The following is a 13793-nucleotide window of genomic DNA, read 5'->3' as shown; positions in this document are numbered from 1 at the left end:
TGGGGGGCATGATGAGATTTTTCACTCTGCTGATTGCCGCGATCTGCTTGGCGATCCCCCTGCCTGCCGCGGCCGAAAACGCAGCGGGGCGCTGTGTGGTTTTGCTCCATGGGCTGGCTAGGACCGAGATGTCTTTTGCCGTGATGGAAGCCGCCTTGGCCGCCGAAGGCTACCGCGTGGTGCGCCCGGGCTACCCTTCGACTGAGGCCAATATCGCGGAATTGGCGAAACAGACCCTGCCGCGCGCAATTGAGGCCTGCGGCACTGCGCAGATCGATTTCGTGACTCATTCCATGGGCGGTATTTTGGTGCGCAAATGGGTGGCCGAGGCCGGTGCCGACCGGGTCGGGCGCGTAGTGATGCTGGGGCCGCCCAATCACGGCAGCGAGGTGGTGGACGAATTGGTCGAGAACCCTGCGTTCGAATGGTTGAACGGGCCCGCCGGGGCCGAGATCGGCACCGATGATGCGGCCTTGCCGAACCAATTGCCGCCGGTCCCTTTCGAATTGGGCGTGATTGCCGGCTCACAGTCGCTCAACCCCTATTTTTCGAGCCTTTTGCCGGGGCCGGATGACGGGAAGGTCTCGGTCGCCTCGACCCGTGTGGCGGGGATGAAAGATCATATCGTCCTGCCGGTGACCCATACCTTCATGATGAACAACCCGCGCGTTATCGCCCAGACGATGGCCTTCTTGAAAACCGGCAGTTTTGATCGGTCGATGACTTTTATCGATGGCGTCCTGAATGCGATCGGCTGCCCGGAAGCGGGCTGCCTGCCGGGGGTGGGAGGGGACGATGCCAAACCTTGATCTCGTCAATGCGGAGGTGCTTCACCCCGAGGGGCTGAGCCGCGCGCCGCTCTCTTTTGCCGACGGGGTGATTGCCGATGCCCCGGTCGGGCGGCCTGTCGATCTGACCGGCTTTCAAGTCTTGCCGGGGATCGTCGATCTGCATGGCGACGCGTTCGAGCGGCATCTGGCTCCACGTCGCGGGGCGATGAAGCAACTGTCCGAAGGGTTGGTCGCGGCGGAGGCGGAGCTTGCGGCGAATGGCATGACCACCGCGGTTTTGGCGCAATTCGTCAGCTGGGAAGGCGGGCTGCGGGGGCTCGCGTTCGCCGATCAGGTCTTTAGCGGCATCCGCGACACCGCGCCGGAATTGGTCACCGACATCCGCCCGCAGCTTCGGTTCGAGACCCATATGCTCGACCTTTACGACAGCCTGCCGCAGCGCATGGCGGATTGGGGCGTGGGCTATGTGGTGTTCAACGATCACCTGCCGCATGATCGTTTGGCGGCGGGCAAGACCCCAAAACGGCTGGTCGGGCAGGCGCTGAAGGCCGGGCGCAGCCCGGAGAGACATTTGGCACAGATGCAAGAGATGCACGCGCGGCGCGATGAGGTGCCCGCGGCCTTGGACCGACTCTGCGCGGAACTGGCGCAGCGTGGCGTTAAAATGGGCAGCCATGATGACCAAACCGCCGAGGGCCGCGCCCTTTGGCGGGCGCGGGGCGTGACGCTGGCGGAATTCCCCGAGACGCAGGAGGCCGCCGAGGCCGCGCATGGGGCGGGGGATGCGGTCATCATGGGCGCGCCCAATGTGGTGCGCGGCGGGTCGCATAATGGCAACCTTTCGGCGCTGGACCTGATCACCATGGGGCTTTGTCACGCGTTGGCGTCGGATTACCATTACCCTTCGCCGCGCCGCGCCGCCTTGATGCTGGCGCAGAGCGGATTGCTGGACCTTGCGGGCGCTTGGGCGTTGGTCTCATCCGGGCCGGCGCAGGTCTTGGGGCTTACGGATCGCGGCACGCTCGCGCCGGGCAAACGCGCCGATATCGTCGTCTTGGACAAGGCCACGGGGCGCGTCGCCGCCACTTTCGCGGCGGGGCGGGTGAGCTTCATGTCCGGCGCGGTGGCGGATCGGTTCTTCGGCTGACCTCAGCCGCGGGTGATCTGGTTTACATGACCCATCTTGCGGCCCGGCTTGACCTCGGCCTTGCCGTAGAGATGCAGCGCCGTGTCGCGGGCGCGGGCCAGTTCGGGCACGCGGTCCATGTCATCGCCGATGAGGTTGGTCATCACCACATCTGCATAGCGCTGCCCATCGCCCAAGGGCCACCCGGCCACGGCGCGGATATGCTGCTCGAACTGGTCGATGGTGCAGCCGTTCTGGGTCCAATGGCCAGAGTTGTGCACCCGCGGAGCGATCTCATTCACGATCAGCCCCTGCGGCGTGACGAAAAGCTCGACCCCCATAACGCCCACGTAATCCAGTGCGTTCAGCACGCGACCGGCAAGCAGCACTGCGTCGGTGCGCTGTGCATTGCTGATCTTGGCGGGCACGGTGGTGGTGTACAGGATGCCATCGCGGTGGACATTCTCACCAGGGTCGAAACAGGCAACCTCGCCCGTGGCACTGCGCGCGGCGATGACAGAGATTTCGGCACTGAAGTTCACGAAACCTTCGAGCACGGAAGGCGCACCGTTCATCTCGGCCCAAGCGGCGTCGAGGTCGGCATCGTCTTTCAGTCGCGCTTGGCCTTTGCCGTCATAGCCGAAACGGCGGGTTTTGAGGATCGCAGGCGTGCCGATCTGGGCCACGGCGGCCTTCAGGCTGGCGACGTCGGTCACATCGGCGAAAGGGGCCACGCGCAGGCCAAGGTCGCCGAGGAAGGTTTTCTCGGTCAGCCGATCTTGGGAAATGCGCAGCGCCTCGCGGCCTGGGCGCAGCGGGGTGATCGCCTCGACCACGTCGAGCGCTTCGGTGGGGATGTTCTCAAACTCGAAGGTGACGATGTCACAGGCACGGGCGAAAGCCTCCAGCGCCTTGTGGTCGTCATAGGGGGCGGTGGTCACCGCATGGGCCACATCGGCGGCGGGCGGGTTGGCGCCCGGCTCGAATATATGGGTGCGAAAGCCAAGCCGCGCGGCGGCGACGGAGAGCATGCGGCCCAATTGGCCGCCGCCCAGAATGCCGATGGTGGCGCCGGTTTGCAGGGGTTCAGTCATGCGGCACCTCGGGGATCGAAGCGCTGAGCGCATCGCGCCAATCGTCCAGCCGCTTGGCCAGTTCCGGGTCTTGCAGCGCAAGGATGCCCGCCGCCATCAGGGCGGCATTGGCTGCGCCTGCGGCACCGATGGCCATGGTCGCGACCGGGAAGCCGCGTGGCATTTGCAGGATGGAATAGAGCGAATCCACCCCCGACAGCGCCTTGGTCTGCACCGGCACACCGATCACCGGCACCCGGGTTTTGGAGGCCATCATGCCCGGCAAATGCGCCGCCCCGCCTGCGCCCGCGATGATGACTTGCAAACCCCGGTCCACCGCCGTCTTGCCATAGTCCCAGAGCCGGTCCGGGGTGCGATGGGCCGAAACGATGCGCGCCTCGAAGGGGATGTTAAGCTCGTCCAGCAGGGTTGCTGCTTCGCGCATGGTGGCCCAGTCGGACTGGGACCCCATGATGATGCCAACCGGGGGCGTGGTCATTGCTGCGGGCCTTCTCTTGGTGGATCAGAGCGCGCACTATACCCATCACGGCCCATCTGGCAACGCCGATTGCCGCGGGCCATGGGGATAATGGGTCAGGCGATGATATCGGGCGTCAGCCGGTCTTCGATCTGGGCGATCAGATCCTTGAGGCGCAGTTTGCGTTTCTTGAGGCGTTGCAGGGTCAGTTGATCTCCGGTGCCGCGTTCGACCAGCGCATGGATGGCGTCATCCAGATCGCGATGTTCCCGTCGAAAGACCTCAAGCTCGACACGCAGCACTTCGTCCGTTTTCATCGACAGATCGGTAGGGGCATTCATGGGCAGGTGATTCCGTTGGGCATCTGAACCTTGAATATAAGCGGTTGAGATCATTTGGCATAGCCCTTGCGCCCTTGCCCAAGCCCCCCCATATTCAATGCAACGGGCTGCCGGTTGCGGGGCCTGTGAAACACTGTCGCTTGACCTGATAAGGACGTGTCGCATGACGAAATTAACGCTTGCCTCTTACCCGCATATGCTTGGGTTTGAACAATTGGAACGGGTGCTTGAACGCAGCGCCAAGGCCGGAAACGAAGGTTATCCGCCGTTCAACATTGAACAAACCTCGGACTACAGCTATCGCATCACGCTGGCGGTAGCGGGTTTTTCGGAACAGGATCTGTCGATAACCGTTGAGGATAGACAGCTCGTGATCCGTGGGCGTCAGTCCGACGATGGCGAAGACCGGGTGTTTCTGCACCGTGGAATCGCCGCGCGTCAATTCCAACGCTCGTTCGTACTGGCCGATGGGGTCGATGTGGGCGAGGCGGTTATGGAGAATGGTCTGCTGCATGTCGACCTGACCCGCGCCAAGCCTGAAACGGTGGTTCAAACCATCAAGATCAAGAAGGGGTAACATCATGCAAGACGCAATCACCCACGGAAACGACCGTATGGTCTATGTCAAAACCATCGCTGTCGCCGACCTGCCGCGCGAGGTGCGCGATCAGGCCGAGGGGCTTGAGCTTCTCTATGCCGTTCACGATGCCGAAGGGCAGCAGCTTGCGCTGGTCGGCGACCAGAAACTCGCCTTCTCATTGGCGCGAGAGCATGACTACCGGCCAGTGATGGTGCATTGACGCCGCCCGGCACGACGATACGCTAAGCCCGATGCAAGGCCGCAGTCCGCTGCGGCCTTTTTTATTGGGAGCAGTCTTATGGATTTCGATTTCGACTGGGTAGACGCCTTTACCGACCAAGTCTTTGGCGGCAATGGCTGCGCCGTGGTGCATGGCGGGGCAGGGCTGCCGGATGAGCTATGCATGGCCTATGTGCGCGAAACATCCCTCGTGGAATGCACCTTTACCGGCCCGTCGGAGGTCGCGGATTTCAAGGTGAAATACTACCTCGCCAGTCGTGAGATACCCTTTGCGGGCCATCCCACCATCGCCACCGTCGCAGCGCTGCGCCATCGCGGGTTGATCGGCGAAGGGCCACTGCGGTTGGAGACCGGCGCGGGGATCGTTGAGGTCGAGGTGCGCGGCTCCCAGATCGCCATGACCCAGATCGCGCCGGTTTTCGGGGAGGAAGTGCCTGCCGATCTCGTCGCCAAGGTGGGCGGCTTGGTACCCGAGGATATCATCGCGCCGCCGCAGGTAGTTTCTACCGGGCTGCCGTTCTGTGTCACCGTTCTGCGCAGTCGCGCCGCCTTGGAAGGGCTGAAACTCAACCCCGAGGCGCTCGCGGCCTATAATGCCCATCTGGGGCAGGGCAGCGATATGATGGAGCCTTTTTGGGTCACCCTCGAGGGCGCGACCGCTGCGGGCAATACCTATGCGCGGCTGCTGCTGGCCCCGCCCAGCCCCGCCGAAGACCCTTTCACCGGATCGGCGACGGGTGCCATGGCAGCCTGTCTCTGGGCGCGCGGATTGATTGACAGCCCGAATTTCGTGGCCGAGCAGGGGTACCTCATGGGCCGCCCCGGACGGGCGGAGGTCGAGGTGCTTGGCCCCCGCGATGCGATCACCGGTGTCCGCGTGGCGGGGCAGGGGCGTGTGGTGATGTCGGGCCAAGTCTTCATGCCCGAGATGGCCTGACCCCAAACGTAAAACGCAGCCCCGAGGGGCTGCGTTGTTCTTAGCAGAGACTGAGCGGCTTACCCCGCGATCAGCCCCATGCTTTCGAGCTTCAGCAACACCTGATGCGCGCAGTTGTCGACCTCGACATTCTCGGTCTCCAGCACCAGTTCGGCGTTCTGCGGCACATCGTAGGGGTCGGAAATGCCGGTAAATTCCTTGATCTTGCCCTCCCGTGCCAGCTTGTAGAGCCCCTTACGGTCGCGGCGTTCGCATTCCTCGATGGAGGTTGCGACATGCACTTCAACAAAGGCACCAAAGCTTTCCACATCCTTGCGCACCGCGCGGCGGGTGGCGGCATAGGGCGCGATCGGTGCGCAGATGGCGATGCCGCCGTTCTTGGTGATCTCGCTTGCGACATAGCCGATGCGGCGGATGTTCAGATCGCGGTGCTCTTTCGAGAAGCCGAGTTCGGAACTGAGGTTTTTCCGCACGATGTCACCATCCAGCAGCGTCACCGGGCGGCCGCCCATCTCCATCAGCTTGACCATCAGCGCGTTGGCAATGGTGGATTTACCCGAGCCGGAGAACCCGGTGAAGAAGACAGTGAAACCCTGCTTGGAGCGCGGCGGGGAGGTGCGGCGCAACTCTTTCACGACCTCGGGGAAGGAGAACCACTCAGGGATCTCCAGCCCTTCACGCAGGCGGCGGCGCAGCTCGGTGCCCGAGATGTTCAGGATGGTGACGCTGTCCTTGTCCTTGATCTCATCCATGGCCTCATATTGCGCGCGTTCCTGCACCCAGACCATGTGTTTGAAATCGACCATCTCGATGCCCATCTCCTCCTGATGCGCGCGGAACAATTCCTGCGCGTCATAGGGGCCATAGAAATCCTCACCGGCGGAGTTCTTGCCGGGGCCAGCGTGGTCGCGGCCCACGATGAAATGGGTGCAGCCGTGGTTTTTGCGGATCAGCCCGTGCCAGACGGCCTCGCGCGGGCCAGCCATGCGCATGGCGAGGTTCAAGAGCGACATGGAGGTGGTGGCGGCAGGATACTTATCGAGCACCGCCTCATAGCAGCGCACGCGGGTGAAGTGATCGACATCGCCGGGTTTGGTCATGCCGACAACGGGGTGGATCAGCAAGTTGGCCTGCGCTTCACGGGCGGCGCGGAAGGTGAGTTCCTGATGCGCGCGGTGCAGCGGGTTGCGGGTTTGGAAGGCCACGACGCGGCGCCAGCCCAGCTTGCGGAAATAGGCGCGCAATTCGTTGGGCGTGTCGCGGCGGGCGCGGAAGTCGTAGTGCACGGGCTGCTGGATGCCGGTCACGGGGCCGCCGAGATAAACGTTGCCCGCCTGGTTGTGCAGGTAGTTCACCGCCGGATGCGCCTCGTCATCGGCGCCAAAGACCTTCTCGGCCTCGCGCGATTTGTTCGGGGTCCAGCGGTCGGTGACGGTCATGGTCGCGAGAATCACGCCCTCTTGGTCGCGCAGGGCGATGTCCTGCCCTACTTCCAGCTTCTCGGCGAAAGCCTCGGTCACGTCGAGGGTGATTGGCATCGGCCAGAGGGAGCCATCCGCCAGACGCATATTCTCGACCACGCTGTCGTAGTCCTCTTCGCCCAAGAACCCTTTCAGCGGGTTGAAGCCGCCGTTCATCAAGAGTTCCAGATCGCAGATCTGGCGCGGGGTGAGGTCGAGGCTCACCAGATTGCCCGCCTCCACCTTCAGCTTTTGCGAAGACTCGTAAGAGACGTAGAGTTCGGGGATCGGCGTGAGGTTGCTGGGCATCATGACTATCACTTTTCTTCAGGGAACAGGCGGCTTTGGTCCCGGCTGCCATAGCTGCAAAAGATGTGAAAAGTCTATAGAACTAAGGGGTGTCGCCCCGTTAAAGGCCGAAATCCCATGATCCGAGGGTGGCCTGCAATTCGGGTACTGAGGGGCGGCGGAAACCGGAATTATCTCCGCCGCGCCTTCGTCTGAGTTAAACGTCTTCCTTCACCTCGGCCCCGTAGCCGAGCGGGAGGGAGGTATCTTTGCCGTCATCGTCGCCCACTTCGGCAAGGAAGCGCTCGGCTTCGAGTGCTGCCATGCAGCCCATGCCGGCGCTGGTCACCGCTTGGCGGTACTTGTGGTCGGTCAAATCGCCTGCGGCAAAGACGCCGGGGATGGAGGTCTCGGTGCTGTCGGGTTTGGTCACGACATAGCCGCCCATGTGGGTCTCCAGCGTGTCTTTGACCAACTCGTTGGCAGGCGCATGGCCGATGGCCACGAAGACGCCCTTGGCGGGGATGTCGGTGATCTCGCCGGTCTTGGTGTGTTTGACCTTCACGCCCTCGACGCCGAGCGGGTTGTCGGTGCCGTAGACCTCATGCAACTCATGGAACCACAGCGGCTCGATCTTGGGGTTCTTCATCAACCGGTCGATCAGGATCTTCTCGGCGCGCAGCTCGTCCCGGCGGTGGATCAGCGTGACCTTGGAGGCGAAGTTGGTGAGGAACAGCGCCTCTTCCACGGCAGTGTTGCCGCCGCCGATGACCACGATCTCCTGACCACGATAGAAGAACCCATCGCAGGTGGCACAGGCCGAGACGCCGAAGCCCTTGAACTTTTCTTCGCTCTCCAGCCCGAGCCACTTGGCCCGCGCCCCGGTGGCGAGGATCACGGAATCGGCGACGTAAGTCGTGCCGCTGTCGCCCTTGGCGTGGAACGGGCGGCTCGACAGGTCGAGGTCGGTGATGATGTCGCCGATGATCTCGGTCCCCATGGCCTTGGCGTGGTCCTGCATGCGGATCATCAGGTCGGGGCCCTGCACCTCGCTGTCGCCGGGCCAGTTCTCGACCTCGGTGGTGGTGGTCAGCTGGCCGCCCGGCTCGATCCCCTGCACGAGGATCGGCTCCAACATGGCGCGGCTTGCGTAGACCCCGGCGGTATAGCCCGCAGGGCCGGAGCCGATGATCAGTACCTTGGTTTTACGTGTCTCGGCCATCTGGCGCCCCCGGGCTGTCATTGATATTGCCCGCCTCATATAGCGATAGCCGCGAAGCCGTTAAACCCCTGCCGTCACCGCCCCGTCATTACGCTTGCGTGAGCGGTGAGGGCGGTCGGCCTCAAGGGGCGCGATAAAGAATATTGCGCTTGTGTGAAACTTTATTGCGCGTACCACGCAGGCTGCTATAAGAATCGAAAATTCACTGAGGATGTTATGGCGGGTACACGACTTGATCCGATAGACCGGATGATCTTGGCCGAGTTGCAATCTGATGGCCGGATGACGAATGTCGAACTGGCCAAACGTGTCGGCATCTCTGCACCGCCCTGTTTGCGCCGGGTGCGCACCTTGGAAGAGCAGGGCTATATCAAAGGCTATCATGCAGATGTCGATGCGCGTGAACTGGGCTTTGAGGTGCAGGTCTTCGCCATGGTCGGGCTGGCCAGTCAGGCCGAGGCTGATCTGAGCGCGTTTGAAGAGAAATGCCGTGGTTGGCCGCTGGTGCGCGAGTGCCATATGCTGAACGGTGAGGTCGATTTCATCCTCAAATGCGTGGCACCGGATCTGTCGAGCTTTCAAAGCTTCCTGACCGGGCAATTGCTGACCACGCCCAATGTGGAAAGCGTGAAGACCAGCCTCGTGATCCGCGGGGCCAAGGATGAGCCCGGCGTGCCCTTCGACGTGTTGGAAGCGCGGCTGTCGACAGCGCCTTGAGATCAGCTGTCGGCGCGGTCTTCTGCCGCCTCGGGCGCGCGGGGGTGGGCGAGGGGGCCGAAATCCCGCCCATGCGCGATCTGCGGAAACATGGATAGAAAGCGATCCCGCAGGCCGGGTGTTGCGTCACGCAGCGCTTGAGCGCCGGGGTGAAACGTCTCCATCTCTAGCCCGCCTGCCTTGATCACCGCATGGCGCGACAGACAGATATGAAACAGGCGCACCGGAGTTGGCGGGGTGACCTCGATCACATTGACCCCATCCACGAATTCGCACAGCGGGGTGAGCAGGCGGCTGCCCTCCGCCTCGGCCCGCAGGTGGGGCGGCGTCTGGAGTACCCGTGCGGCGGGGCCGAGGGTGAGGAACGAACTCGGGCGCCCCTCGCCGAAACTGTCGGGCATGATGCGGATGAGGGGCAGCCGCCCACTGTCCGCCGGGATGAAACGGCTCGACCCGATCCAGATCAACTGCGCCGGACCTCCGGCACTCGTGTGGATCATGTCGCCGGGCTGGAGATCTTCGATGGCGATGTCGCCCTGCACCGTTTGGATTGGCGTCCCGCGGGCGAAGGCCGCGAAAGCGGCTTCGAAAAGTGGCGCAGTGGGGGCGGTGTCTTGCCCGATATAGAGCGACCCGTCGGCGCGGAGCGCGGCGACTTCATAGCTGCGCATCGGCGCGGGCGGCGGGCCTTCGGCTTTGGTGGCGGTCTCAGTCATGCAAAACCCTTTGTCGGCCCGGCTCAGCGGTGCCGTGGGCGGCATGCACCGGCGCGGGCTGACGGATACTGCGCCATGTTCTGCGGGATTTGTCAAAATATCCGGCCTGAGCGCTGCGCTTTGCGCGCCAATCTCGGCTGAATGCGGGGGCTGTTTCCGGGCCGGGTGCGTGATCGCCATATTCGCATGAAAACGCCCCTCGCAACGAATCAACGGCACGAGGGGCGGTCTGCTATACCGAGCGCGTGGCACCGGTACCGGGGGGAACTTCTCAGGCGGTCTTGCGGGCCGGCGCGTTGCCCGAGCGTTTGGCGATGAAAGCGGCGCGGCGCGCACCGCGGGCCCAAGGCATGACGGTGTCGTTCTTGGCCGCTGTCTCGACAACGGATTTGATGAAGCGCGGGTTCTTTTTCATGGCTCTGTTCCTCTTCGGGTCACGCGGGCATCGTTGCATCCACTATCGCAGTGCAATCGGGCCGGTTTTTGACCGTGGGCGAGAAACTTGTGGGAAATTGACGGGTTCGAAGGGCGATTTGGGGCGCCTTTGCCATACTTCGAAAAGTGTTAATTTTCGGTGGTTTGCAGGGGGTGCGAGAAACAATGGGGCCGCAAAGGGCTGATTGTGCCAGATTTCGCGACAGCAATGCGGCGCGAAGCGGGCAGGCTTTGCCGCAATCTCGCCCCGTTCAGAGGGTGATCGCCGAGAGCAAGCGGCCATAGTCCGCTTCTTTGGCGTGGGTCGTGCGCCGGTAGGAATAGAATCGCGCGGCATCGGCGTAGGTGCAATGCCGCGTCCATTCCGCATGGCCCACGCCTGCCGCGCGCAGCCGGTTCAGGCCAAAGCCGGGCAGGTCGAAATGCAGTCGGTCGCCTTCGCCTTGGGCAAAGTAGCGGGCAAACTCGGGGTCGGCATTCATGAAGTTGTCCAGAAACTCCGGCCCGACCTCATAGGCGCGCTGGCTGATGGAGGGGCCGATCACCGCGGTGATCTTTTCACGGGTGGCGCCGAGATCGACCATCGCATCGACGGTCGCTTCGAGTATCCCGTCAAGCGCACCGCGCCAGCCAGCATGCGCCGCGCCGACCACGCCGGCTTGTGCATCGGCGAAGAGCACAGGCTGACAGTCAGCGGTCAGGATCGACAGGGCGATGCCGGGGGTTTTGGTGACCAAGGCATCGGCGCGGGGTTTGTCGTCCTGCGGCTCCGTCACCGTGACGACGGTGGCGGAATGTACCTGATGCACGCCGACAAGATGGTCGGCAGGCAGGCCCATCGCCTCGGCGGCGCGGGCGCGGTTGATGCGCACGATTTCGGACTGGTCCGAGCTGCCGCTGCCGCAGTTCAGCCCGGAAAACACCCCCGATGACGCGCCGCCACGGCGGGTGAAAAACCCGTGCCGCAAAGGCGCAAGCGCATCGGATGTCAGAATTTCGAGCGTCATACTTCTGTCCCCGGGGGCGGGGTCTGACCTTTTTGGTAGAGCCCCATCACTTTGAACAAGTTTCCCATTTCCGCCGGGTGCGTCAACCGTCGATGTGCGGCAATATGGTTGCTGAGCGCGTCGCCGGTCAGCGCCTCGGCCAGTTTCTGCGCGCGGGGGGTGATGCCCAGCCGCTCCAGAAAAACGCCTTGGGTGACCACGCGGCTATGGGGGCAGGGGCAGGCGCGGGTCAGCGCCTCGAAATCGACATGGGCGGTCAGGTCGGCCTGCCCGGGATTGGCGAGGGGATCGGCGGGGCTGTGGTTCTCCAGCGCTTGCAGCGTGTCGCCCAAGGCGCGCCAATCGCCATAGTCGATGATCAGCCCCGCCCCGCCATGGGCCGCGATGCGTTTGCCGATCTCTTGCATGATCTCCGCCGCCGGGGCGCAAAGCTCAACAAGGTCGGCGTCCTTCGTATCCTCCAACCGATGGGTAAGGGCAGGCTGTGGGGTCACGGGGCCGAGGCCAAAGGTCAGCGCCCCCTCTGCCGCGCCCACCCGGCGCTCGGCCCAGCCTGCGCCTTGGCGGATGAATTGCCGGATTGGCAGCGCGTCGAAAAATTCATTGGCGACGAGGAACAGCGGCGCATCTGGCAGGTCAGCGGCACTCTCGGCCCAAGTGACCTCGGCCCCTCGCAGCGTCTCGCGCTGCACATCGCGTAAAGAAGGAGAGGCTTCGACCAGCGTGACCTGTGCCGCCGCCTGAAACCCCGGCACCCGCGCCGTGGCGCGCAGGATATCGGCCATCAATGTCCCCCGGCCCGGCCCAAGCTCGGCCAAAGTGAAGGGGGAGGGGGCGCCCTGATCTAGCCAGCTTTGCGCCAGCGACAGGCCGATCAACTCACCAAACATCTGGCTGATCTCGGGGGCGGTGATGAAATCCCCCTCCGGGCCGAAAGGCGCCCGGGTGGTATAGTACCCCCACTCGGGATGCAGCAGGCAGGACTGCATATAAGCGTCCAGCCGCATCGGCCCTTCCAGCGCGATCCGTGTGAGCAGATGGTCCTTCAGGCTCATGCCTGCCGCCGCGCTCGGATGATGAGGAAGACGCCCACGGCAATCATCGGCAGCGATAGGATTTGCCCCATGGTCAGCCCCCAGCCGCCGATATGCCACGCCAGCCCCAGCGGGTTGCCGGGGGTGACGAATTGCGCGTCGGGCTGGCGCAGGAACTCCACCGCGAACCGCGCCGCGCCATAGCCCGCAAGGAAAGTGCCGCCGATCAGCCCCGGCATTTTAAGCGCGCCGCGTTTCCACGCCATCCAGAGCAGGACGCCGCCCAAGAGCAGCCCCTCCAGCAGCGCCTCATAGAGCTGCGAGGGGTGGCGCGCGCAGATGCCCGCCACATCGGGGCAGAACTGCGCCGCTTCACCGGGGAAGGCCACGCCCCAAGGCAGATCGGTCGGGCGGCCCCAGAGTTCGGCATTGATGAAATTCGCAAGCCGCCCCAAAAACAGCCCCGGCGCCAGCCCCAGACAGACCATATCCCCGGTCGAAATCACCAGAATCCGGTGCCGCCATGTATAGAAAAGCCCCGCCAGAATGACCCCAAGCGCCCCGCCATGGAAGGACATGCCGCCCTCCCAAAGCTGCAAGATCGCGGCGGGGTTCGACAGGTAATAGGCCGGTTGGTAAAACAGCACATAGCCCAAACGCCCGCCAAGGATCACGCCCAGAATGACCCAAAAGAGCAGGTCCTCGACCTGACCGGGCTTCATGACCGGCGTGTCGTTCTTCCACAGATGGGGCCGTTTGACCGCCGCGGTGGCGACGCGCCAGCCCAGCAGAATGCCCACGATATAGGCCAGCGCATACCAGCGCAGCGCGAAGGTGGAACCAAACAGGGTCACCGAAAAGATTTCCGGCGCGATATCGGGGAAGGGGAGCATGGCTATCATGCTGTTGATTGAGCAAGGCCGCGCGGGGAAGTCAACCTTGCGAGTAAGGGCTGCGCGCCCCATATAGAGGCTAACAAACCTCCGGAGGCCAGACATGCAGACCCGTAACAAGTTTTTCGACGATGTATCACAGATGATGACAAACGCGATGGGCGTCGCCCAAGGCGCCAAGGACGAGGCCGAGACCGCCTTCAAGGGCATGCTCGACCGTTGGCTCGCCGATCGTGATTTCGTCACCCGTGAGGAGTTCGACGCGGTGCGTGCCATGGCGCAGAAGGCCCGCGAAGAGAACGAAGCGCTGAAAGCGCGGCTCGACAAGCTCGAAGCCAAGGACTGAACCCGATAGAATTTGATCAGCCGCCCCGGGCCGGGGCGGCGATCCTTCGCGTGGACAGAGGCCGTTTGCGGCCAGTCGCGCCCCCTGCCTCCAATTTATAGACGATTTC

Annotated in this window: 17 protein-coding genes; 7 read left to right on the top strand and 10 right to left on the bottom strand. The window is 63.5% G+C overall.

Annotated elements, in window-relative coordinates:
* The first annotated feature begins 11 nt into the window (after positions 1 to 11).
* On the top strand, positions 12 to 809 hold the full coding sequence (locus ACGYLO_RS06330) for an alpha/beta fold hydrolase (protein ID WP_271688151.1): 798 nt from the start codon (positions 12 to 14) through the stop codon (positions 807 to 809).
* Positions 796 to 1938, top strand: a complete 1143-nt coding sequence (locus ACGYLO_RS06325; protein WP_271688150.1) for an alpha-D-ribose 1-methylphosphonate 5-triphosphate diphosphatase — start codon at positions 796 to 798, stop codon at positions 1936 to 1938. The genes ACGYLO_RS06330 and ACGYLO_RS06325 overlap by 14 nt, the downstream gene beginning before the upstream one ends.
* 2 nt (positions 1939 to 1940) lie before the next feature.
* Here ACGYLO_RS06325 and ACGYLO_RS06320 read toward each other — a convergent pair whose 3' ends face one another.
* The 3 genes from ACGYLO_RS06320 to ACGYLO_RS06310 all read right to left on the bottom strand — a co-directional run bounded on the left by ACGYLO_RS06320 (position 1941) and on the right by ACGYLO_RS06310 (position 3809).
* Complete coding sequence (locus ACGYLO_RS06320) at positions 1941 to 3011, bottom strand: 5-(carboxyamino)imidazole ribonucleotide synthase (RefSeq protein WP_271688149.1); 1071 nt, start codon at positions 3009 to 3011, stop codon at positions 1941 to 1943.
* On the bottom strand, positions 3004 to 3489 hold the full coding sequence (gene purE, locus ACGYLO_RS06315) for a 5-(carboxyamino)imidazole ribonucleotide mutase (RefSeq protein ID WP_209218256.1): 486 nt from the start codon (positions 3487 to 3489) through the stop codon (positions 3004 to 3006). The genes ACGYLO_RS06320 and purE overlap by 8 nt, the downstream gene beginning before the upstream one ends.
* Before the next feature lie 95 nt (positions 3490 to 3584).
* Complete coding sequence (locus tag ACGYLO_RS06310; RefSeq protein ID WP_067267347.1) at positions 3585 to 3809, bottom strand: YdcH family protein; 225 nt, start codon at positions 3807 to 3809, stop codon at positions 3585 to 3587.
* Between the two features lie 163 nt (positions 3810 to 3972).
* Between ACGYLO_RS06310 and ACGYLO_RS06305 the strand changes: the two genes are divergently transcribed.
* From ACGYLO_RS06305 to ACGYLO_RS06295, 3 genes are all read left to right on the top strand, one after another.
* Positions 3973 to 4386, top strand: a complete 414-nt coding sequence (locus ACGYLO_RS06305; protein ID WP_067267324.1) for an Hsp20 family protein — start codon at positions 3973 to 3975, stop codon at positions 4384 to 4386.
* Between the two features lie 4 nt (positions 4387 to 4390).
* Positions 4391 to 4609: a DUF1150 family protein gene (locus ACGYLO_RS06300; protein WP_007119022.1), complete on the top strand. Its 219-nt coding sequence runs from the start codon at positions 4391 to 4393 to the stop codon at positions 4607 to 4609.
* Positions 4610 to 4687: 78 nt separating this feature from the next.
* Positions 4688 to 5566: a PhzF family phenazine biosynthesis protein gene (locus ACGYLO_RS06295; RefSeq protein WP_271688148.1), complete on the top strand. Its 879-nt coding sequence runs from the start codon at positions 4688 to 4690 to the stop codon at positions 5564 to 5566.
* A gap of 59 nt (positions 5567 to 5625) precedes the next feature.
* On the opposite strand, the gene ACGYLO_RS06290 is transcribed toward ACGYLO_RS06295, so the two are convergent.
* Together ACGYLO_RS06290 and trxB are read right to left on the bottom strand one after the other, a co-directional pair.
* Complete coding sequence (locus ACGYLO_RS06290; RefSeq protein WP_271688146.1) at positions 5626 to 7338, bottom strand: bifunctional sulfate adenylyltransferase/adenylylsulfate kinase; 1713 nt, start codon at positions 7336 to 7338, stop codon at positions 5626 to 5628.
* Positions 7339 to 7531: 193 nt separating this feature from the next.
* Entirely contained in the window at positions 7532 to 8536 is a 1005-nt protein-coding gene (trxB, locus tag ACGYLO_RS06285; protein WP_271688145.1) for a thioredoxin-disulfide reductase, read from the bottom strand.
* 216 nt (positions 8537 to 8752) lie between these two features.
* Between trxB and ACGYLO_RS06280 the strand changes: the two genes are divergently transcribed.
* Positions 8753 to 9253, top strand: coding sequence for an Lrp/AsnC family transcriptional regulator (locus ACGYLO_RS06280; RefSeq protein WP_067267317.1), 501 nt, complete (start codon positions 8753 to 8755; stop codon positions 9251 to 9253).
* A gap of 2 nt (positions 9254 to 9255) precedes the next feature.
* Here the strand turns inward: ACGYLO_RS06280 and ACGYLO_RS06275 are convergent, their stop codons facing one another.
* The 5 genes from ACGYLO_RS06275 to lgt form a co-directional block, all read right to left on the bottom strand.
* Positions 9256 to 9969, bottom strand: a complete 714-nt coding sequence (locus ACGYLO_RS06275) for a Hint domain-containing protein (protein WP_271688143.1) — start codon at positions 9967 to 9969, stop codon at positions 9256 to 9258.
* Between the two features lie 271 nt (positions 9970 to 10240).
* Positions 10241 to 10384 carry a hypothetical protein gene (locus ACGYLO_RS06270; RefSeq protein WP_271688141.1) on the bottom strand — a complete coding sequence of 48 codons (144 nt, stop codon included), beginning with the start codon at positions 10382 to 10384 and terminating at the stop codon, positions 10241 to 10243.
* Between the two features lie 271 nt (positions 10385 to 10655).
* The gene (pgeF, locus tag ACGYLO_RS06265) at positions 10656 to 11411 is read right to left on the bottom strand and encodes a peptidoglycan editing factor PgeF (RefSeq protein ID WP_209218251.1); all 756 of its coding nucleotides are present in this window, start codon (positions 11409 to 11411) and stop codon (positions 10656 to 10658) included.
* Positions 11408 to 12466 (bottom strand): class I SAM-dependent methyltransferase, encoded by a 1059-nt coding sequence (locus ACGYLO_RS06260; RefSeq protein WP_271688139.1) that lies wholly within the window; start codon positions 12464 to 12466, stop codon positions 11408 to 11410. The genes pgeF and ACGYLO_RS06260 overlap by 4 nt, the downstream gene beginning before the upstream one ends.
* Positions 12463 to 13347, bottom strand: coding sequence for a prolipoprotein diacylglyceryl transferase (gene lgt, locus ACGYLO_RS06255; protein ID WP_271688138.1), 885 nt, complete (start codon positions 13345 to 13347; stop codon positions 12463 to 12465). Before lgt ends, ACGYLO_RS06260 begins: the two co-directional genes overlap by 4 nt.
* 94 nt (positions 13348 to 13441) lie before the next feature.
* Here lgt and ACGYLO_RS06250 point away from each other — a divergent pair, with 94 nt between their 5' ends.
* Positions 13442 to 13684, top strand: a complete 243-nt coding sequence (locus ACGYLO_RS06250) for an accessory factor UbiK family protein (RefSeq protein WP_067267308.1) — start codon at positions 13442 to 13444, stop codon at positions 13682 to 13684.
* Positions 13685 to 13793: the final 109 nt, after the last annotated feature.

It is taken from the genome of Sulfitobacter sp. 1A13353 (assembly GCF_043557255.1).
Classification (GTDB): Bacteria; Pseudomonadota; Alphaproteobacteria; order Rhodobacterales; family Rhodobacteraceae; genus Sulfitobacter; species Sulfitobacter faviae.
Note: the sequence above shows the minus strand (reverse complement) of the source record. Positions and strands in the feature narration are given on the sequence as shown.